The sequence below is a fragment of the Plesiomonas sp. ISS29 genome (assembly GCF_056522795.1).
In genome coordinates this window covers 2,459,249-2,480,103 of sequence record NZ_JAWRZQ010000001.1, presented here as the reverse complement: position 1 = coordinate 2,480,103, position 20,855 = coordinate 2,459,249, and the positions used below count along the sequence as shown (strand labels likewise).

Annotated in this window: 16 protein-coding genes; 11 read left to right on the top strand and 5 right to left on the bottom strand. The window is 46.7% G+C overall.

Annotation, left to right across the window (positions count from 1 at the left end; genetic code table 11):
* The first annotated feature begins 310 nt into the window (after positions 1 to 310).
* The 6 genes from AC1HDJ_RS11080 (at position 311) to oppF (ending at position 7,489) form a co-directional block, all read left to right on the top strand.
* Positions 311 to 952 (top strand): YchE family NAAT transporter, encoded by a 642-nt coding sequence (locus AC1HDJ_RS11080; RefSeq protein WP_438621892.1) that lies wholly within the window; start codon positions 311 to 313, stop codon positions 950 to 952.
* A gap of 805 nt (positions 953 to 1,757) precedes the next feature.
* On the top strand, positions 1,758 to 3,407 hold the full coding sequence (locus AC1HDJ_RS11075) for an ABC transporter substrate-binding protein (RefSeq protein WP_479537109.1): 1,650 nt from the start codon (positions 1,758 to 1,760) through the stop codon (positions 3,405 to 3,407).
* Between the two features lie 187 nt (positions 3,408 to 3,594).
* Positions 3,595 to 4,515, top strand: coding sequence for an oligopeptide ABC transporter permease OppB (gene oppB / locus AC1HDJ_RS11070; RefSeq protein ID WP_438630691.1), 921 nt, complete (start codon positions 3,595 to 3,597; stop codon positions 4,513 to 4,515).
* 15 nt (positions 4,516 to 4,530) lie between these two features.
* Entirely contained in the window at positions 4,531 to 5,436 is a 906-nt protein-coding gene (gene oppC / locus AC1HDJ_RS11065) for an oligopeptide ABC transporter permease OppC (protein ID WP_479537107.1), read from the top strand.
* A 14-nt stretch (positions 5,437 to 5,450) separates the two neighbouring features.
* Positions 5,451 to 6,419 carry an oligopeptide ABC transporter ATP-binding protein OppD gene (oppD, locus tag AC1HDJ_RS11060; protein WP_479535868.1) on the top strand — a complete coding sequence of 323 codons (969 nt, stop codon included), beginning with the start codon at positions 5,451 to 5,453 and terminating at the stop codon, positions 6,417 to 6,419.
* Positions 6,416 to 7,489 carry a murein tripeptide/oligopeptide ABC transporter ATP binding protein OppF gene (gene oppF / locus AC1HDJ_RS11055; RefSeq protein ID WP_479535867.1) on the top strand — a complete coding sequence of 358 codons (1,074 nt, stop codon included), beginning with the start codon at positions 6,416 to 6,418 and terminating at the stop codon, positions 7,487 to 7,489. The genes oppD and oppF overlap by 4 nt, the downstream gene beginning before the upstream one ends.
* Positions 7,490 to 7,589: 100 nt before the next feature.
* Here oppF and AC1HDJ_RS11050 read toward each other — a convergent pair whose 3' ends face one another.
* Positions 7,590 to 9,329, bottom strand: coding sequence for a SulP family inorganic anion transporter (locus tag AC1HDJ_RS11050; RefSeq protein ID WP_479535866.1), 1,740 nt, complete (start codon positions 9,327 to 9,329; stop codon positions 7,590 to 7,592).
* 198 nt (positions 9,330 to 9,527) lie between these two features.
* Positions 9,528 to 10,871: an anti-phage deoxyguanosine triphosphatase gene (locus tag AC1HDJ_RS11045; protein ID WP_479535865.1), complete on the bottom strand. Its 1,344-nt coding sequence runs from the start codon at positions 10,869 to 10,871 to the stop codon at positions 9,528 to 9,530.
* Between the two features lie 137 nt (positions 10,872 to 11,008).
* On the opposite strand from AC1HDJ_RS11045, the gene rsuA reads away from it, so the two are divergent.
* The 3 genes from rsuA to AC1HDJ_RS11030 all read left to right on the top strand — a co-directional run bounded on the left by rsuA (position 11,009) and on the right by AC1HDJ_RS11030 (position 14,763).
* On the top strand, positions 11,009 to 11,710 hold the full coding sequence (gene rsuA / locus AC1HDJ_RS11040) for a 16S rRNA pseudouridine(516) synthase RsuA (RefSeq protein ID WP_479535864.1): 702 nt from the start codon (positions 11,009 to 11,011) through the stop codon (positions 11,708 to 11,710).
* Positions 11,711 to 11,731: 21 nt separating this feature from the next.
* A complete protein-coding gene (locus AC1HDJ_RS11035; protein ID WP_479535863.1) occupies positions 11,732 to 12,958 on the top strand; it encodes a Bcr/CflA family multidrug efflux MFS transporter in 1,227 nt (408 codons plus the stop codon).
* A 404-nt stretch (positions 12,959 to 13,362) separates the two neighbouring features.
* The gene (locus AC1HDJ_RS11030; RefSeq protein ID WP_479535862.1) at positions 13,363 to 14,763 is read left to right on the top strand and encodes an MATE family efflux transporter; all 1,401 of its coding nucleotides are present in this window, start codon (positions 13,363 to 13,365) and stop codon (positions 14,761 to 14,763) included.
* A 230-nt stretch (positions 14,764 to 14,993) separates the two neighbouring features.
* On the opposite strand, the gene fabA is transcribed toward AC1HDJ_RS11030, so the two are convergent.
* Both fabA and AC1HDJ_RS11020 read right to left on the bottom strand, forming a co-directional pair.
* The gene (gene fabA / locus AC1HDJ_RS11025; protein WP_479535861.1) at positions 14,994 to 15,512 is read right to left on the bottom strand and encodes a 3-hydroxyacyl-[acyl-carrier-protein] dehydratase FabA; all 519 of its coding nucleotides are present in this window, start codon (positions 15,510 to 15,512) and stop codon (positions 14,994 to 14,996) included.
* Between the two features lie 70 nt (positions 15,513 to 15,582).
* Entirely contained in the window at positions 15,583 to 17,346 is a 1,764-nt protein-coding gene (locus tag AC1HDJ_RS11020; RefSeq protein ID WP_479535860.1) for an AAA family ATPase, read from the bottom strand.
* 141 nt (positions 17,347 to 17,487) lie between these two features.
* Between AC1HDJ_RS11020 and matP the strand changes: the two genes are divergently transcribed.
* On the top strand, positions 17,488 to 17,937 hold the full coding sequence (matP, locus tag AC1HDJ_RS11015; RefSeq protein WP_479535859.1) for a macrodomain Ter protein MatP: 450 nt from the start codon (positions 17,488 to 17,490) through the stop codon (positions 17,935 to 17,937).
* A 46-nt stretch (positions 17,938 to 17,983) separates the two neighbouring features.
* Here the strand turns inward: matP and ompA are convergent, their stop codons facing one another.
* Positions 17,984 to 19,045 (bottom strand): porin OmpA, encoded by a 1,062-nt coding sequence (gene ompA, locus AC1HDJ_RS11010; protein ID WP_479535858.1) that lies wholly within the window; start codon positions 19,043 to 19,045, stop codon positions 17,984 to 17,986.
* Between the two features lie 793 nt (positions 19,046 to 19,838).
* On the opposite strand from ompA, the gene AC1HDJ_RS11005 reads away from it, so the two are divergent.
* Complete coding sequence (locus tag AC1HDJ_RS11005; RefSeq protein ID WP_479535857.1) at positions 19,839 to 20,468, top strand: TfoX/Sxy family DNA transformation protein; 630 nt, start codon at positions 19,839 to 19,841, stop codon at positions 20,466 to 20,468.
* Positions 20,469 to 20,855 lie beyond the last annotated feature (387 nt).

Sequence of the window (20,855 nt, the reverse complement as noted above, 5' to 3'; positions counted from 1 at the left end):
TCCATTCAGCTTGGTGAATTTATGTACATAATTGCATGTGAAACTCAGATAAACGTAAAAATAGGTTATCAAGAAAAAGCTAAACAACAGCTAAATTGGGTTGGATAAAAACCAAACAAGACACCATAAAACAGTGAAAAGTAAGACTATTTGACTGCTTTACTGGCATAGACGTAGTGATGTAATTTTATTAGATTATAGCGGGAAGAATTTTTGCTTTTATTCTTGTATAAAAGCATCTCGGATAGCACCTTGTTCAAGGTATTTTTGTTTACTTAACGTCATTCGATTGCAGACTGGAGTTTTAAGCGTGGCCCAGCTATTTGATCTTGCAATATTCACCAAGTTTTTCATCGGGCTATTTGCGCTGGTGAATCCGGTTGGCATTTTGCCTGCCTTTATCAGTCTGACCAGCCACCAAAGTGAGCAGTTGCGTAATAAAACCAACTTAACAGCAACTTTATCGGTGGCGATTATTTTGTGGGTAGCGCTGTTTTTGGGGCAGGGGATCTTAGGGATTTTCGGTATCTCGCTTGACTCGTTCCGTATTGCCGGTGGTTTTTTGGTGATCAGCATCGCGATGTCGATGATCAGCGGTAAATTGGGCGAAGATAAGCAGAATAACCAAGAGAAATCGGAATCGGCATTGCGTGATAATGTCGGGGTTGTTCCGCTAGCACTGCCTTTAATGGCCGGCCCCGGAGCAATCAGCTCAACTATTGTATGGGGAACGCGTTATCACCAGTGGTACAACATGCTAGGGTTGTCGGTTACCATTGCGCTGTTTGCCTTGCTGTGTTGGGCTATCTTCCGTGCCGCGCCCTATATTGTTCGTTTACTGGGGCAAACGGGTATCAACGTTATTACCCGAATCATGGGTCTGATGCTGATGGCGCTCGGTATTGAGTTTATTGTTACCGGCGTGCGTGCACTGTTTCCCGGCTTGGGGTAAGTCATTCGGGTTTTTCGGGGCTGATAATCAAGCCTCACTGGGGTAACGCGTTTTGATGCCTTGTGCGGTGATAGCTGCCGCACGGGGTGTTATGTTTACATAACGTGGCTTTATCGTGCCTGCTTTTTGTTGATAGTTCTCTTGGTTTTTTCTTCATTCCCACCTCACTGTTTTATCTCCGCTTATTTTTTTATTTTCTTTTCATTTTTTCCACTTTATTGCTTATCAATGCATTTTTCATGCATGCCTTTCATTTTCGTATATCTCCATGTGTTAATTGTTTGTGTGGCTTTTTCTTTTGGCGGTTTTATTTTGTTAATTAACCGTATTCTGTTGTATTGCTATTCGATAGCTGATATGAGTGTTAATAGATCAAATTAAAACACTATTTATCTATTTTAAGATTAAAAATTAAGCATATAATCTGGTTTGATCAGTCATACCGCATAGTCAACACCGTTTTTGAATCACGAATGTCACATTTTACATAGTCAATGTTATGCATAGTTAAATAATAAGTAACAGTGGTTTTGTAATGTTGAATTCTGGCTAAGTTAATTTTTTTGGTTAATTATGCTGTTTAAGTGATAAAACAAGTGGCGATGTAGACTCAGTTTTGATACGTTGCTGCGCATATTCCCACAGAAAGATTTTTTGGGGGATAAATGCAAGTCAAAGAAGTAACTTTTATTTATAAATCATTAAGTTACTTAAGGTTCACCGGATAGTGAATACCTTTATACGATCTTGGAGATTAACGATGACATATAACAAGAAAAAACTGGCAGTGGCTATCAGCCTGTTGATGGGTGCAACTGTCGGATTAGCTGGTTGTGATAACAAGCCTGCGGCGCCACAATCTGCTGCTGAAACACCGTCAACCCCGCCAACAGTGCCTGCTGATGCAAAAACCAAAAATAGTGATGTGCTGGCAGCAACACAGACACTGGTGCGCGGTAACGGTGATGAGCCTGCATCGTTAGATCCCCATAAAGTAGAAGGTGTTCCGGAAGCGAACATTATCCGTGATTTGCAAGAGGGCATGATTAACCTTAATGGTCACGGTGAGGTGATCCCCGGTGTGGCCGAGAGCTGGGAAAATCAGGATTACAAACGCTGGGTTTTCCATCTACGCAAAGATGCTAAATGGTCAAATGGCACACCGGTTACGGCAGAAGATTTTGTTTTCAGTTGGCGACGTTTGGTTGATCCGAAAACCGGATCACCTTACGCCTCATACCTTGAGTATGCACAAATTGAAAATGTCAGTGATGTTATTGCCGGAAAAGCGGCACCAGAAACACTGGGTGTGAAGGCGCTTGACCCTTACACACTGGAAGTGGTGCTTTCAAAACCTGTACCGTATTTTGTGAAAATGCTGTCGCACACCTCGACTAAACCGGTCAATAAAGCGGCAGTGGAGCAATTTGGTGATAAGTGGACTTCCCCTGGTAATTATGTCAGCAACGGCGCATATCAGCTAAAAGACTGGCGGGTTAATGAGCGCATTGTGCTTGAACGTAACCCGAACTACTGGGATAACGCTAATGTAACCATTGATCAGGTCACTTATCTGCCGATTGATGAAGGTACAGATGTAAACCGTTATCGTGCCGGTGAAGTGGATATGACTTACAACCAGCTGCCGATTGACGTGTTCAAAAAGCTGCAGGCTGAAATTCCGCAGGAAGTGAATATTGACCCGTATCTGTGCTCGTATTACTACGGCATTAATACCTCAAAAGCTCCGTTTACTGATCCTCGGGTACGTAAGGCGCTCTCTCTTTCGATGGATCGTGATGTGATAGCTAAGCAGGTTATGGCGCAAGGCCAGATCCCAGCATACAGCTTCACCCCGAGCATCACCAACGGGCTGGCGGCTAAACAGCCGGAGTGGGCATCATGGACACAAGAGCAGCGTAATGCTGAAGCCGCTAAATTACTGGCTGAAGCCGGTTTTGGTAAAGATCATCCGCTGAAATTTACTTTGCTGTACAACACTTCAGATAACCACAAGAAAGTGGCAGTCGCTATCTCTTCTATGTGGAAGAAAAATCTGGGTGTTGATGTGGCACTGGAAAACCAAGAGTGGAAAACCTTCTTGGATAACCGCCGCCTCGGTAACTATGACGTGACCCGCGCCGGATGGTGTGCTGACTACAATGACCCGACCGCGTTCTTGAATATTTTACTGTCAAAAAGCAGCAATAATGACATGAAGTACAAGAGTGCCGAGTTTGATGAAACCATGGTGAAAGCCTTGGCCGCTGCCAACGATACCGATCGCGCGAACTTGTATCAGCAAGCCGAGAATATTGTTGCAGCAGATACCCCGATGATGCCGATTTATCACTACGTAAGCACCCGTTTGGTGAAACCTTATGTGGGCGGTTACAGTGGTAATAACCCGCAAGATGAGATCTATTCAAAGGATCTTTACATCAAGCAACACTGATACCGATTGTGTGCTGGCAGCTTTTTGTAACTCGCTGCCAGCAACGCCAACACAGGGTACCAACAACAATGTGATCCTCTGTCAACTAAGGCTTACCAAACGGTAAGCCTTAGATAACTATAAGCTGAACATGCCGTTACAGCGATAAACAGGGTTTACATCGTCGCATGACAGGGAGTATGTAGTGATGTTGAAGTTTATTTTTCGCCGCATATTAGAAGCGATTCCCACGCTGCTGATATTGATTACCGTCTCATTCTTTATGATGCGTTTAGCACCGGGTAGCCCGTTTACCGGTGAGCGCAGCCTGCCGCCTGAAGTTCTGGCCAATATTGAAGCCAAATATCACCTTGATGAGCCGCTGTATAGCCAATATTTTCGCTATTTAGGCCAGTTGGCACAGGGAGATTTTGGGCCATCGTTTAAGTATAAAGATTTCTCGGTAAATGACTTGGTTTCACAAGCCTTTCCGGTATCGATTGAAATTGGTTTCTATGCATTTGTGCTGGCACTGATTCTGGGGGTGACCGCTGGCGTTATCGCCGCACTTCGGCAAAACAGCATGATTGACTACGGCGTGATGGCATTTGCCATGACCGGTGTGGTGATCCCCAGTTTTGTGATTGCACCATTGTTAGTGCTGATTTTTTCGTTGGGGCTAAAACTGCTGCCTGCGGGGGGATGGAATGATGGTAGTGCCGTCAACATGGTGTTGCCGGTTGCTGCGCTGGCCATTGCCTATACCGCCAGTATTGCGCGGATCACCCGCGGCTCAATGATCGAAGTTTTGCACTCTAACTTTATTCGTACTGCCCGTGCCAAAGGATTGCCGATGCGGCATATTGTGCTGCGCCATGCGCTGAAACCTGCCATGTTGCCAGTTATCTCCTATTTAGGGCCTGCGTTTGTCGGCATTATCACCGGTTCTATCGTGATAGAGACCATTTTCGGGCTGCCGGGGATTGGGCAACTGTTTGTTAACGGTGCACTAAACCGTGATTACTCGATGGTGCTGAGCCTGACGATTATCGTTGGTACGCTGACCATTCTCTTTAACGCGATAGTTGACATTCTATATGCGTTTATTGACCCCAAAATCCGCTATTAACCGGAGTATTTTATGATGATGACTAAAAATAACTCCGCTGCGGTTGAGCAGTTTGCCACCCAGTTGGATATTGAAGGGCGCAGCTTATGGCAAGATGCGTTCCGCCGCTTTAAAAGTAACCGTGCAGCCATGGTCAGCCTGTGTATTTTGGCATTGGTGAGCCTGTATGTATTGGTTGCACCGTCTTTATCGCCGTTCGAATTTGATGCTACCGACTGGACAGCCATGAGTGCAATGCCAGCCCTTGAAGGCCAACACTATTTTGGAACTGACTCACTCGGACGCGATCTGTTTGTGCGCACGGCAGTGGGCGGGCGTATCTCGCTGATGGTTGGGCTAGCCGGTGCGCTGGTGGCGGTGCTGTTTGGCACACTTTATGGTGCAACGTCGGGTTATCTCGGCGGTCGGGTTGATTCGCTGATGATGCGCGTACTGGAAATCCTTAACGCATTTCCGTTTATGTTCTTTGTGATCCTGCTGGTGACTCTGTTCGGGCGTAATATTTTCCTGATTTTTGTCGCGATCGGCATGGTGTCATGGCTGGATGTAGCACGTATCGTGCGCGGGCAGACATTGAGCCTAAAGCGCAAAGAGTTTATCGAAGCGGCACTGGTCTGCGGTGTATCCTCTAAAAATATTGTTTTACGGCATATTGTGCCAAACGTATTAGGTGTTGTGGTTATTTACGCTTCTTTGCTGGTTCCCGGCATGATTTTGTTTGAATCTTTTTTAAGCTTTTTGGGATTAGGCGTACAAGAGCCAATGACCAGTTGGGGGGCGCTGCTGCAAGATGGTGCTATTTCAATGGAAGTGGCGGTGTGGCAGTTATTGATCCCTGCAACATTTTTGATTATCACGCTGTTTTGTTTCAACTTTATTGGCGATGGCCTGCGTGATGCCCTCGACCCGAAAGATCGTTAAGCAAGGAGCGCAGCATGACATTGTTAGCAGTAAAAGATCTGCGGGTGACATTTGCAACGCAAGATGGCGCAGTCACCGCGGTAAACGATCTGAATTTTTCACTCAGCGCCGGAGAGACGCTGGGGATTGTTGGCGAATCTGGTTCGGGAAAATCACAAACCGCCTTTGCATTGATGGGGTTATTGGCCAGTAATGGAACAATTGGCGGCTCGGCACTGTTTGACGGCAAAGAGATTTTAAATCTGCCGCAATCACAGCTGAATAAGATCAGAGCCGAAAAAATCGCGATGATCTTTCAAGATCCGATGACCTCACTGAACCCGTATATGCGGGTTGGCGAGCAGCTGATGGAAGTGCTGATGCTGCATAAAGGTGCGAGTAAAGCCGAGGCATTTGATCAATCGGTTAGAATGCTCGATGCCGTGAAAATGCCGGAAGCACGCAAACGGATGCGGATGTACCCGCATGAGTTTTCCGGCGGCATGCGCCAGCGGGTGATGATCGCGATGGCGTTAATGTGCCGCCCGAAATTGCTGATTGCCGATGAGCCAACTACTGCACTGGATGTCACCGTACAAGCGCAGATTATGGATCTGTTAAACGAGCTTAAACGTGAGCTGAATACCGCGATTATTATGATCACCCATGATCTGGGTGTGGTAGCGGGGATCTGCGACAAGGTGCTGGTAATGTATGCCGGCCGCACAATGGAATACGGTCAGGCGCGTGATATTTTTTACCGCCCGAGTCACCCGTATTCAACAGGCTTGCTCAATGCTGTACCACGATTAGACAGTAAAGGCAGTGAGCTGGCGACTATTCCGGGTAATCCGCCAAACTTGCTGCGTCTACCACAGGGCTGCCCGTTTCAGGAGCGCTGCTTGAATGTTAGCTCGGTATGCCGCCAGAGCGCGCCGGCATTAGTACCGTTTGGTGAGGGTAGGGTCAGAGCCTGCCATTGGAACTGGGAGGGCGTAAAATGAGTCAGTCAGTAGAGGTTGTTGCAGCGCACTCTTTTGTACCAAGCCGTCAGCAGAACAGTGCCAGTATTAGTGATACAGCCACGGCCAAAAAGGTTTTACTGGAAGTGACTGATCTCAAAGTGCATTTTGAGATTAAAGATGACAATGCATGGTTTTGGGAACCGGCACAAAAACTTAAAGCGGTAGACGGTGTGACCTTACGGTTATATGAAGGGGAAACACTCGGTGTGGTGGGGGAGTCAGGCTGTGGAAAATCGACGTTTGCACGGGCGATTATCGGGCTGGTGAAAGCCACCGAAGGGCATGTGGTTTGGCTGGGCGAAGATCTGACGCGTTTGAACGAGAAACAAATGCGCAATAAACGCAAAGAGATCCAGATGATTTTCCAAGATCCGCTGGCCTCACTCAACCCGCGCATGACCATTGGCGATATTATCGCTGAGCCGTTGCAGACGTTTTATCCTGAACTGTCAAAACAGGCGGTCAGTGATAAAGTGAAAGCCGTGATGATGAAAGTGGGGCTGCTGCCAAACTTAATCAACCGCTATCCGCATGAGTTTTCCGGTGGACAGTGTCAGCGTATTGGTATTGCCCGCGCGCTGATCCTTGAGCCAAAGCTGATTATTTGTGATGAGCCGGTTTCGGCGCTGGATGTCTCTATTCAGGCGCAAGTGGTGAATTTGCTCAAATCGTTGCAGCGTGAGATGGGGTTATCGCTGATTTTCATCGCGCATGATCTGTCGGTGGTGAAACATATCTCTGATCGGGTTTTGGTGATGTATCTGGGCAATCCTGTAGAGCTTGGTACGTATGATGAGGTGTATCACAATCCGCTGCATCCGTATACCAAAGCGTTGATGTCGGCTGTGCCGATCCCCGATCCTGACAAAGAGCGGAACAAGCAGATCCAATTGCTCGAGGGCGATTTACCCTCACCGATTAATCCGCCATCGGGTTGCGTTTTCCGTACCCGTTGTCCGGTTGCAGGGCCAGAGTGCGCACTGACCAAGCCGTTACTCGAAGGCAGCTTCCGCCATGCAGTATCTTGTTTGCGGGCTGATCCGTTGTAATCTGTTTATCTTCCAAATATTTGCTCACATGAACACAACAAAGCCGATCTTAATTATGATCGGCTTTTTTTGGGGCATGCCACTGATTCTTTCGGATTACTCACTGCGGTAGATAAGGTTGTGCGGTTTGAGCTTCCGGCAGCCGGGCATCAATGGCATTTTGTACACTATAAAAGACATTCTCTTCGGGCAGGATCTCAAGCAGCCCGGTATTCCACAGTGCCTGACGGGCACGCACCGCTTCCAAACGTGCAATACAGACGCAAATTTGCCGTTGATGCAGGCTGATAATTAGCGTTTTGAGCTTATCAGCGGCAGTCATATCGATATCTAAAATTCCGCTGCACTCGATCACCAACAGGTGTATTGCCGGTTTTTGCTGTATTTGTTGAAGCAGTTGTCGGGTGAAATACTCTGCGTTGGTAAAATTTAGCGGCGCGGCAAAATGGTATACTAACACCTCTGGCAGCGTTTCCATCGGTTGTTTGGCATCAGGATGCCACCAGATGGTGGTGTCTTTGATCCGCATAAACTCGGTATTATTCGGGCGTGCGGTGACAAACACGCCGTGCAGCAACGAGAGCACAACCCCCAGCATGACACCCACTTCAATCCGTAACAGTAAAATCATGCACAGTGTTGCTATGCACAGATAAAATTCCTCACGGCTTTCGCGGTAAATCCGTTTTATCTCACTGATTTTAAGAATACTTAACCCGACATACATCAGTACACCAGCCAGTGCTGCGTGCGGGATCAAACTTAATATTGACTGAGCATACACCACGATCAGCGTCAAAATGCCGGCAGCAATCAGTGCCGATAACTGGCTCTGTCCGCCGGAGTTTTGCGTTACAACCGAACGGGCTGGGCTGGCATTGGTGGGAAATGTTCCCGCCATTCCTGAAAAAATACAACCCAAACCAATACCTGCAAAATCTTTACTCACTGGCGCACCGCTGTCTTTTGTCGTTCGCGATACCGCCGCCGTTTGCATGATACAAACCATGGAAACCAGCAGTGCTAGAGGAAACAGGCTAAAAATGTCGTGCCACGGGTAGTGCCAAAATGCAAAGTCAGGTTTCTGGCCGCTGACATTGGTCAGCATCGACAGCCCGTAATGGGATAAAGCGGAAAAATGGTGTGTTAAAGGCAGCAGCACATTTACGGCAACAACAATACTCAGCCCAATCAGCGCTGCCGGCAGGCGAGGCCAGCGCTGGCTAGAGAACGTTGTCAGCGCAAAAATACCCAGCCCGATCACAGTTGAAAGCAGATTTAATTGGGGAAGTTGTAAAATGATACTCCACAGCTGTGACAGCAGATGCCCGCTGGCAACCTGAATTTGAAAAATCTGTGGTAACTGCCCAATCAGAATATGGCACGATATTCCGGCTAAAAAACCAATAGTGACAGGAAACGAGAGCAGATCCGCTAGCCAGCCGAGCCGGAACAGGTAAGTGGCCAGTAAAATGATACCCACCAGTATTGAGAGTAATCCGGCCAGATGTGCGTATTCGGTTGAACCGGCCACCGCCATCAGTGATAGCCCTGAGGCAAAAATCGGTGCAATGGTTGAGTCTGCTCCGCCCGACAAATAACGGTTACCACCCAAAATAGCAAAACCAATGGCTGCGGCGATAAACGCATAAATGCCGGTAATCGGCGGCATTCCGGCTAAGTGTGCCGTGGCCATTTGTGCTGGCAGGGCGATAGCGGCAACCGAAACCCCAGCAATGAGATCACCACTGAGCCCGCCCCAAGAGGCCTGACGAAATGCATAGAAAAAGAGCCGAGGGGAGGAGGTTGATTCAGATGAAGAGGCGCGTTGTGCAGGCATAACGCCGGTGACTCCTTGATGATGGTTAGGTTAGGCTGTCAGCGTAATCGGAAACCGTAACACAATTATGATACAAATAAGTGGGATAATATAAATAAACGGGGCATGCGGTAGGCCGACCCCGTTCTTGCTGGTATTGATGGCCATTTTTACGCAATAAATACGGTCATGGTTAATTATTAATTAATAGAGTAATAGTTAATGGTGTGGTTCAAACAGCACACTATCACCGGGGATAAACAACTGGTTGTAAATGCGCTGGGCAAATCCGTCGGTCATCCCTGAAATATAGTCAGTAATCACACGCAGACCAGAGTGCCCTTCGGCACGCGATTGTTGCCAGTGTTGGCGGGTATTGTTTGGCAGTAGACGCTCAGGGTCGGCACTCAGCGCATCAAACAGTGTCATGATCAGTTGCTGACCACGGTATTCGAGCATTTGCACTTCAGTGCGGCGAACGACAAATTCGTTCACAAACCGCACCAGCACGGCAATCACTTTTTGTAATGACTCCGGCAGAGCTGCATTCCACGCCAATAACGGATCGGTAAATTGCGAATCATACTGCAGGCTAATACCGGTAATAAGCGCGTTGACCATCGCACCAATCGCATCTTTACGCAGATGGTGCTGGGTTGAGAACAGTTTATCGGTCAGGCTGTTGATATTCTGGCTAAACCAGGGGTCATTGATGGGTTGCAGAGCCTGCTCGACCCATCGCCAATGTTCACGGGTAACCATGCCCATCACAATGGCATCTTCCAGATCATGAATGCCATAGGCAATATCGTCGGCCAGCTCCATAATTGAGCAATCGAGCGATTTATAACGCGTTTTCAGCTGTTGTGTTGGTGTTGTGCGTTCGGCCCGCATAGTGTTAAGCAGGGTGCGTTCTGTGGATGTCAGTGGGTTTAAAACCCATTCAAACAATGCCTTGTCTTTATCGTAAATACCCTTGGCCGGTTTCCACTGATTGGCCTGCAAATGACGAAAATGGGCAACAGCAGGGGGAAGCTCTGTTGCCTGCGTTTGGCTGAGCAATGCGGGGTATTTGAGTAGCCCGAGCAGTGTCCGGCGGGCTAAGTTCATGCCGTACTGTTCGGTATAGGGTTCAAGCTGTGTCACGATACGAAAAGTTTGTGCATTTCCTTCAAAACCGCCGTGATCTCGCATCATATAGTTCAGCGCCACTTCTCCGCCATGCCCGAAAGGGGGGTGGCCAATATCGTGTGCCAAACAGAGTGACTCCATCAGGCTGTCAGAAGGCAGTACTGTTTTTTGTTCGGGATATTTGCGTTTGAGCTGAGCGACAATACCCGTACCAATTTGTGCCACCTCTAACGAGTGAGTCAGGCGGGTGCGGTAAAAATCATTCATACCAGCACCTAGCACCTGCGTTTTGGCTTGTAAACGGCGAAACGCGGCAGAGTGTAGAATACGCGCACGATCGCGCTGAAATGCTGACCGATAATCATCGCGCCGGATTTTATGCTCTTCGCCATAGCGGGCTTGCCAAAGCGCAATCTGCTCTTGTGTTGTCACGCGGATAATCCTTCATCAAAGTCAGTCGTCGGTCTGGATACAGCACCAGAGTGTGAGTTTACCAGAATGCGTTAGCTCGTTAGCGGCAATCTGCTTATAATACGCGTATTAACCCGAGCTATTTTTAGAGAATAAACATGCGCCTTGACAAATTTCTTACCGAACAAACCGACATGACACGCTCGATTGCAGGGCGCGAAATCCGCCGAGGGGAAGTCACTGTAAACGGTGAAGTTGTCAAAAACAGCGCACTTAAGTTACAGCCTGATGACAAAGTAGAATATAACGGACATTCTCTCGAGCAACAAACAGGCCCGCGATATTTTATGCTGCATAAACCACAAGGCTATGTCTGCTCAACCGATGATCCTGATCACCCAACTGTGCTGTTTTTGCTTGAAGAGCCAGGCAGCCAGAAACTGCATCCGGCTGGACGTTTAGATATTGATACCACAGGTTTAGTTCTGCTGACCGATGATGGGCAGTGGTCACACAAAATTACCTCTCCGCGCCACCATTGCGAGAAAACCTATCTAGTAACGCTAGCCGATCCGGTTGATGCTAGCGCTGTTGCACTGTTTGCCGAGGGCGTACAGTTGCGCAGTGAGCCTGATTTAACGCGTCCGGCAGTACTTGAGCTGTTGGATTCACATCAGGCACGCCTGACTATCACGGAAGGGAAATACCATCAGGTAAAACGGATGTTTGCCGCTATTGGCAACAAAGTGACTGCCCTGCACCGTGAGTGTGTCGGCGGTATTGCACTTGACAGCAATCTGGCCGAAGGCGAATACCGCAGGCTTACGGATGATGAAGTACAGCGTATTGTTTCGCAATAACCGATCAGGAATTCGATAATAGTGACTACACAAAGCCATACCCATCAGCGACAACCGTTGCTGATTTTTATCCTCGGCATGCTGGCGATGTTAACGCCGCTGGCCATTGATATGTATCTGCCTAGCCTGCCGACCATTGCTTCGCAACTGAACGCAACCGCTGGTTCAGTGCAACTGACACTGACAGCATACACGCTGGGGTTTGCTGTTGGTCAGCTGTTTCACGGCCCTGCGGCCGACAGTTTTGGCCGCAAACCGATTATTATTATCGGTACTCTGTTATTTGCGCTGGCTTCGCTTGCCTGCACTCAACTGAGCAATATTGATTGTTTTATCGCTGCACGTCTGATTCAGGGCTTTGCCGGTGCAGCTTCTGGTGTTGTGATCAATGCGTTGCTGCGCGATCTATTCCACAAAGATGACTTCTCGCGCATGATGTCAATGGTTGTGCTGATTATGACCGTTGCTCCGCTCATCGCCCCGTTGCTGGGGGGTTATCTGCTTGTCTGGTTTGATTGGCATGCTATTTTCTGGGTACTGACCATTGCGGCAGTGATCTGTTCACTGATGGTGGCCTGCTTTATCCCCGAAACCCTCGCTCCTGAAAAACGCCAGCCGTTTAATGTTCGCAGTACACTGGGGAACTTCTCCGTGCTGCTGCGTCAGCGGCAAGTGCTCGGTTACATGCTCAGTGGCGCATTCTCATTTGCCGGAATGTTCACTTTTCTGACTGCCGGTTCATTTGTGTATATCGATCTCAACGGGGTTGATCCACAGCATTTTGGCTACTATTTCGGGCTAAATATTCTCTGTTTAATCATCATTACCAGCCTTAATGGGCGCTTTGTAAAACGCAAAGGCTCTAATTTTATGATGAAAACGGGCCTGTGGATCCAATTTAGCATGGGTGTCTGGCTGGTACTGGGGGGGCTGTTAGGGCTTGGCTTCTGGGCATTGGTCAGCGGTGTTGCTCTGTTTGTTGGCGCAATATCTATTGTTGGCTCAAATGCTATGGCCGCAATTTTGGAAGAATTTCCGCATATTGCTGGAACAGCCTCTTCAATGGCCGGTACATTGCGTTTTGGTACCGGTGCCGTTGTTGGATCGCTGGTGGCCTTTATGCCATCAGGCACTATTTGGCCGATGGTCGGCACGATGGCGGCCTGCGCGTTAATCTCTATCGGCTGCTATTACGGCATGGCAATTCGTGGTGCTGTACCGGAAAAAGCACCATCATCCCCAATATGATCTGTTCTGCGCTCTTTTTTGTGTGATAGATGTTTGCTGCGTAATAGATATTGATCAATAGAAACGGCGATCTCAGTTGAGATCGCCGTTTTTTTGCCTGCCTGCACACGAGTTTATACGTGTGTACTGATGGTCGTTTATTGAGCAATAGCTTATTGCGTTAACGCATTACGATATTATTTACCTATAACCAAATACGATAATCTCCGCCAGAGATTGCTGAATAAAACAGCACTTTGTAACCCCTTCAGTTTTTGAACGTAAATTTGCCATCAGTGTCACGGATAAGCGGGTAACACTTTTTTACTGCTCCTTTACACTAGGCGTTGTCTTTTAGATGTCTTACCGGAACCGTGGTGTTCGTGCTCTTTACCCCGTTTACCGGTTTTGTATTTGGAGTGGTTATGTCACAGGCTCGGCAGTCAAATATACATATCGCAACCACAAATATGGCGTTTTTTCGCCAGTTGTTAACCGTTGCCTTACCGGTAGCCCTGCAAGTGGTGCTGTTCTCTTCACGTAGCTTGGTGGATATCGTCATGCTGGGGCAACTGGGGGAAGCCGATGTTGCCGCAATCGGTGTTGCTGGCCGTGCCATTTTTGTGACTACACTACTGGTGATCGGTGTTTGTACCGGCGGTAGCATGCTGCTGGCTCAGTATTGGGGGGCCGGTGATAACGGTGGTATGAAACGCACCGTTGCATTGACCATGTTGATTACCAGCGTTGTCGGTTTGTTCGGTGCCGGTGTGTTTTTGTTTTTACCCGAACAAGTCATGGGGCTGGCTTCCAATTCTCCTGAAGTGATTGCCCTTGGCGCTTCATTTATGGAGATCACAGCCGGAAACATGCTCCTCACCGCTGTCGGGGCAAGTTTTGCCGCCGGTTTGCGCTCTATGCATCAGGCCACCACAAGTACCCTGTTTAGTGCTTTTGGTATCAGCCTGAATGTGCTGTTTAACTACATACTTATTTTCGGGAAGTGGGGCTTTCCGGCATTGGGTATTGTGGGTGCTGCATGGGGTACACTGCTGAGTGCGCTGATTGAAGTGGTTGCACTGACCGCGTGGCTGTACTGGCGTAAACACTTACTGGCCTTTAGTCGCCAAGATTTTATTGAAAGCCTAAATCATCTTGAAGTTGTCCGCTTATTAAAGCTGGCCATTCCTCTTATCGGTAACATGGTGGTGTGGTCAGGTGGTGTGTTTATGTACAACGCCATTTTTGGCCACATTAGTACACAAGCACTGGCTGCATTGACCGTAATGGCCCCGCTGGAATCATTATGTCTGGCATGGCTAAACGGTATTGCCACGGGGGCAGCAGTTGTTATTGGTAATCAGCTTGGTGCAAGCCGCTTTGAGCTGGCCTATCGTCAGGCATGGCTTGCCAACGCCTTTTGTATGGCTAGTGCCGTGATAGTGGCTATTGTTATGTTGCTGGTGAAAGCGCCAGTACTGGGTTTATTCAGTGGATTGAAAGGGCCAACACTTGATCTGGCTTCAAGCTTTTATGTGATGCTCTCTGTCGCGGTATTGCTAAAAAGTATTCCGATGCTGATGATTATCGGTGTATTGCGGGCAGGGGGAGACATTAAATTCTGTTTCTATCAGGATGTGATAGCCCAGTGGTTTATCGGTATCCCGCTGGTTGCGTTTCTTGCATTTTATACGGATGTAGGCATGCAGTGGGTTTACTTAGCTATTTTTACTGAAGAGGCAGTGAAAATTGTCGGTTGTTATTACCGTGTTCGAAGCCGAGTATGGATGAAGAACATTGTGCAAAAATCGGCGGCAGCGGCGTAGGTTATTACAGATAAGTAGGTTATTACAGATAATTTGTACAGCTCACTATTTGGTTACAGATACAGAGAAAACAAAACACCAAAATAAACCGATTATTTTGGTATTTTTATCATACATTCGCTGACTACATTTTCGGTTTGGCGGTGCTGTAAGTCTTTTCGCACCGCTCTTATACCAGACTTTGATTTACAGCGTGGAAGCTGTTGCAGTCACAGTGTTGTAGCAACCGTTTAGAAACCTGATGTGTCTTTAAATAGGCCAACTTTCAGATCGGTGGCGCTATAGATAACACGGCCATCAACCTCTACCTCACCATCAGCTAAACCCATAATCAGTTTACGGTTGATTAAGCGCTTCAGATGAATACGGTACACCACTTTTTTCGCAGTCGGCAGAACTTGGCCGGTGAATTTCACTTCACCCACACCGAGTGCACGCCCTTTACCTTCACCACCGCTCCAGCCGAGGAAAAACCCAACTAGTTGCCACATAGCATCAAGACCGAGACAACCAGGCATTACCGGGTCCCCCGGAAAGTGGCAGGCAAAGAACCACAGGTCAGGATTAATATCGAGCTCTGCTTCGATGTAGCCTTTACCAAAATTACCACCGGTGTCAGAGACGTTGACGATGCGATCCATCATCAACATACTCGGTGCTGGCAACTGTGGACCAGTTTCACCAAACAACTCACCACGGCTAGAGGCCAGTAAATCTTCCTTTGAGTACGAAAAGCGTTTTATAAGCATGGCATTCATTTTGTTTGTCAGTGAATTCTGCCCCTAACTTAGCTAACACTTGTACGCTGAACAAGTCCGATCAGCTGTGGTTAAACCAGTTGAGCCAGCGTAAAAAGAACGGTAACGGTCTTAATGGCGGTAAATTTACCTGATCTATTCGCAACTGAATAAGATTCAGTAACGACTCTTTCTCTTCATCTTCAGTGTCAAAAGGTACACCAGTCAGCAGCGATAAGGCCTCAGAAGCGTGTTCTACCGCATACAGATGGAATGAACCCTCTTTCACGGCTTCAACAACTTCATCAGAAAGACACAGATGACGCAAGTTACTTTCGGGTAAAATAATGCCCTGTTCACCGGTTAGCCCACGTTTTTCACAGACAGCAAAAAAACCTTCAATTTTTTCGTTGATACCGCCGACAGCCTGTACCCGACCAAACTGATCGACTGCACCTGTTATTGCAATAGACTGGCTGACTGGTTTTAAAGATAAAGAGCTAACCAGCGCGCACAGTTCGGCCAGTGAGGCACTGTCGCCGTCAACCTCACCGTATGACTGCTCGAATACCAGCGAGGCAGAGAAGGGCAGTTGCTGCTCCAATGCGAGCTCAGATGACAGGTATGCCTGCATAATTAGCATTCCCTTGGCATGAATATTCCCGCCAAGTTCTACTTTACGTTCAACATCAGCAATATCACCATCACCTAAGTGTACTACACAACTGATGCGTGAAGGTTCACCAAAGGCAAACGGATGGCCCGGATATTCAAGCACAGACAAACCGTTGACCTGACCAATTTGCGCACCTTCCGTATCAATAAACACCTGCCCGCGATGAATATCATCCATTGCCCTTTCCGGCAAATAATTGGCGCGGTCTTTACGGGCATGAATAGCATCACTCAGGTGCTCATCGCTAATGGGTTCATCATCAGATTCAATGGCCGCTTCCACCAGTAAGCTCTCTAACCACAACGGGCAGAGTGGTAAACGCATTTGATCGTCTACTTCACGTGAACCAGCATGAAACAATACCGGCCACGCCTTTGGGGTGAGTGTTGGTAAATTCAGATCATTACACATACTGTTGACATACCCGACCCATGAAGAAAGAGCAGTATCATCGGTAATGGCAATATTATCTTCAATTTCAGTGTACATAGAGAGCGTATCAAGATCGGGCTCAAGTTCGCCGAACTCCGCCAAACTGAAACGATCACCGAGTAATATCACCCGAATATCGAGTGGCATAGGTGGCATGGCAACAGGAAGAGATTTAGACTCATCAGCTGAACACCAGTGGAATGTTTTGCTCAGTAGTGTTTTGCGCAATTGAAACCAGTACGCCGGTTGTACTAATAACGTACGCAATGGCAGAACTAAAACGCCCCCGTTTGCCTGATGGATTAAACCCGGTTCAACCGTGATAGTTTCGCCGCGTTCACGTACACAGCCAAAGAGTTGATCCCAACTCAGCCACTCATCAAATGCACAGACGGTTTTGGCCGCAAAATTATCATTGGCATGAATGGCAGGAGTCATCAGCATTTTGTTGGTTTTGCTATCAAAACGGTAGCTTACACCGGTGACTTCCTCTAACGGTTGAAGGCGTTCGCTCACCGCTTCAGCGATCAACGAAAGATAACGCTGATTCTCTTTGCCTTTAACTAACAAAAATGAGGGCTGGTGCGTGATCCGGCAAAAGCGATCAAGCGTATCCGCAAGTCTTGGCTGCATATCTAAAAAACTATGAGGTGATTGCTCATCTGAAAGAGCAAATAATGGCTCATATTGTTGGGTATCAGGCAAAAGCTGCTGCCATTCAAGTTCGTGTTTAGTCAAGTTCGTATACTGCATAGTGAATAAGAAGTAGGATTATAACAAATTTAGCGCCGGTAACTGCCAGAGAGTGTAAGCAGACTGTGTTTGCTTTTGTTATCATTCAGTATCGTGAAGAATACACCTCTCATTGAGGATTTAAAGATGAAATATCAGCAACTTGAAAATTTAGAGAGTGGCTGGAAATGGGCGTATTTAGTCAAAAAAATGCGCGCAGGGGAAAATGTAACACGTTATACCGAATTGAGTGAAATTAATACGGTGTATGAACTGCTGCTGCAAACCGAGCATCAGCCTGAACAGCTCAATACATGGATACAAGAAAACCTGCATACTGCCTATGAAACCAAACTAAAGCAGGTTGTGCGTGCAACACGTAAACGCTATTTTAACGCAGAAAAAGAGCATACCCGAAAAAAGTCGATCGACCTTGAGTATCTGGTGTGGGAAAAGTTATCACAACGTGCCGAGTCATTGGGAATGACACTATCAGGCACTATTACCCATTTACTTGAAGATTCAGTGAGTAAAAATCGTTACGAAAGTAAGATCATGGCAGCCCGCAGTGATTTGGCCGATTTACTCAAAAAATAAACCCCGCCATGGCGGGGTTTATGCTTATTCAAAGGGTTAGCAGAAATTACTGCTGAGCTTCAACAACTTGCTCTTTAACGCCTTGAACTTCGATTTCTACACGGCGATCTGGAGCCAGGCAAGAAATCAGAGAGTTACGGTTTTTGATGCCGTCACACTTAGTACCAGTTACTGGATCAGCTTTACCACGGCCTTCTACAGACAGCATGTTAGCTGGAGCACCCAGAGTTTCCAGGTAAGAAGCTACTGACTGTGCACGGTCTTGAGACAGCTTCAGGTTGTAAGCGTCAGAACCGATACGGTCGGTGTAACCGATAACAACTGCAGTCTGATCTTTCAGACCCATGTTGCTGATTTCGCTGTACATCTTCTGCAGAGCTTGCTGGCCTTCTGGCTTCAGGGTTGCTTTGTTGAAGTTGAACAGAACGTCAGAAGTCAGGGTGAAACGCTTGGTTTCAACTTCTGGAGCTGGAGCTGGAACAACTACTGGTGCTTCAGCAACTTCTTGACCGAAACGGTAAGAAACGCCCATGGTCAGCAGACCGTTGTCAGCGCTGGTACCGATTTGGTTAGCGTTACCCAGTTTGTTGGTGTACTGGTACTCCATACGGCCAGCCCAGTTTTGGTTGAATGCATACTCTGCACCCACAGCTGCTAGCGCACGAACGCCAGTTTCAAAACGGTCGAATTGACCATTTTCACTGCCTTTCATGTCAGCACGGTAGCCCATAGCACCCAGACGAGTGTACAGGTCAAGATCTTGCATTACTGGGTAGCTGAACTTACCGCTCAGCTGAATGCCTTGAACTTCCATCTTACCGTTGTCAGACTTCATTTTGTCTAGGTAGTCGTAACCCATTTCAACCGCGAACCATGGGTTTACTTGGTAGCCGCCGAATACACCGCCGCCCAGAGAGTTTTTGCTAAAGTGAGTAGACTTACTAGCAACACTATCATTACCAAAGAAATTATCGTCTTTGTCAGTGTTGTAGTAGTTAGACCAGCCCAGCTTAGCACCAGTGTACCAAGTGCCTTCTTGTGGAGCTGCTTGAGTTGAAGCAGCGAATGCCATACCAGCCAGTGCCAGTGCAATTGCAGTCTTTTTCATGTCTTGCGCCTCGTTATCATCAATGAAAGGCATAAATAATTGCGTAAGACTCAAAGGCCTTACGTCATTTTTGAATGAACATTCCATCGTCAGACGGTGGGATTAGATCGCCACACAAATGTTCCATTCTTGATAACTAAGTCTACCGAGACTTTTGAAAGATACAAGACTAACGTGATTAAGTTCGCAAACTGTTGAGCATTAAAAATTTCAAGACAGTCTGCTATGAATTTTATCTTATTGATTTTAAATCATAAAAATGGGAGTTAATTATTTTCCAATATGAAAAATTAACCTAATGAAAATAAATAGACACAACAAAAAACAATAAATAGGGTAACTCATGGAGGCTCGCATTGGCTTTTTTTTAATCATGGCGGTTGTTTTATCACCATAAACACTTGTGGTGTAAAGCGTCAAATTTACCTTGTACCTATAAACTGTGTGCCATTATTAAAACGCGATGACTAAATTATAAATTTTCTATTACATTGCAAACGCGATTAGCCTCGCATAAATAAGTGAGATATTTTAGTTTTTACGTGTTTTGTTTCATATTTGCTAATATGTCCTCATCCGATAGTTAGTACTTATTTAGCATATTTAGCCTATCTTGCGTCAAAAATGTGACTAGTGGTATTGCTTATTGTCGGTAGAATCGCGAAGATAGCAATGATTTCATACTTATGTTACGCACTTCGTAAATTTGTAATTTTTTATAAATTAGTGCGCATTACCTAATTCGCATAGGGAGAGCTTGTTTAGCTGATAAAACAAGCAACATGGAGGCAAAATGAACACCGTAGATAAAGACCTTATTAAAAAAGCGTGTGAAATTTTTTCAGTTCACTTTGGTGAAGTTAAATCTCGCTCTATGTTTGGCGGATTTGGTTTATACCAAGGTGATGTGATGTTTGCTGTTGTGTCTGAAGACCACCTTTATTTGCGTGCTTGCAATGGTTTAGAAGCGCGTTTTATTGCAAGAGGAATGACCCCTTTCGTTTATACCAAGCGTGGCCGCCCAGTGATGCTGCGTTATTATAAAGTTGAACAGGTAATGTGGGATAACCTTGATCAATTGGTTGTTATGGCAAATCAGGCACTTATTGGTGCCCGCAATGACAAACAAGAGAAAAAGGGAGGGGAAGCGAAGCGTTTAAAGGATTTACCTAATATGGGCTTATCAACAGAGCGTTTGTTGCGTAAAGCCGGTATTGGTTCTATTAGTGAGTTGCAAGCGTTAGGTGCAGTAGCAGCCTATGTCAAAGTCAAAGCGCAGTGCAGTGATGTGACCGAAAAACTGCTGTGGGCATTAGCCGGTGCGTTAGAAGGCTGCCATGCTGCGGCACTTTCACCCGTGATCAAAGATCAAATTACCGTTTCATTACGTGAAGCGTATGCCTTTAATACAGTCGGCCGATAAGATAATTCACTTTTCCGTATGGGTCAGTGTGTAGTGCATGTAAGCCGCTTTATAATAGAGCAACAAAATGTTGCTTAAAATTATGGAGCGGTTTTATTTTGGTCGAACTTTAATCAGTTACATTCTACTACAGCACTCGTTTGATACTTTTCATTGTATACTTCTCGTTTGATAGCCCCCGTTTGGTATCCTCGTTTTTGATCTGCTAGCTTTAATTTATTGAATAGTATCCCTCGATACGTATGCATCTGCACGTTGTATATCCTCAATCTCTATCCTGTTATATAGTCAATACCACTATTTCTACTATTTACTGTTTCTATGTGCGCTCTGTTTATTATTGGTTGAAACCGCTGTTTTTATCCATTGCGTAATCAGATAGCGCTT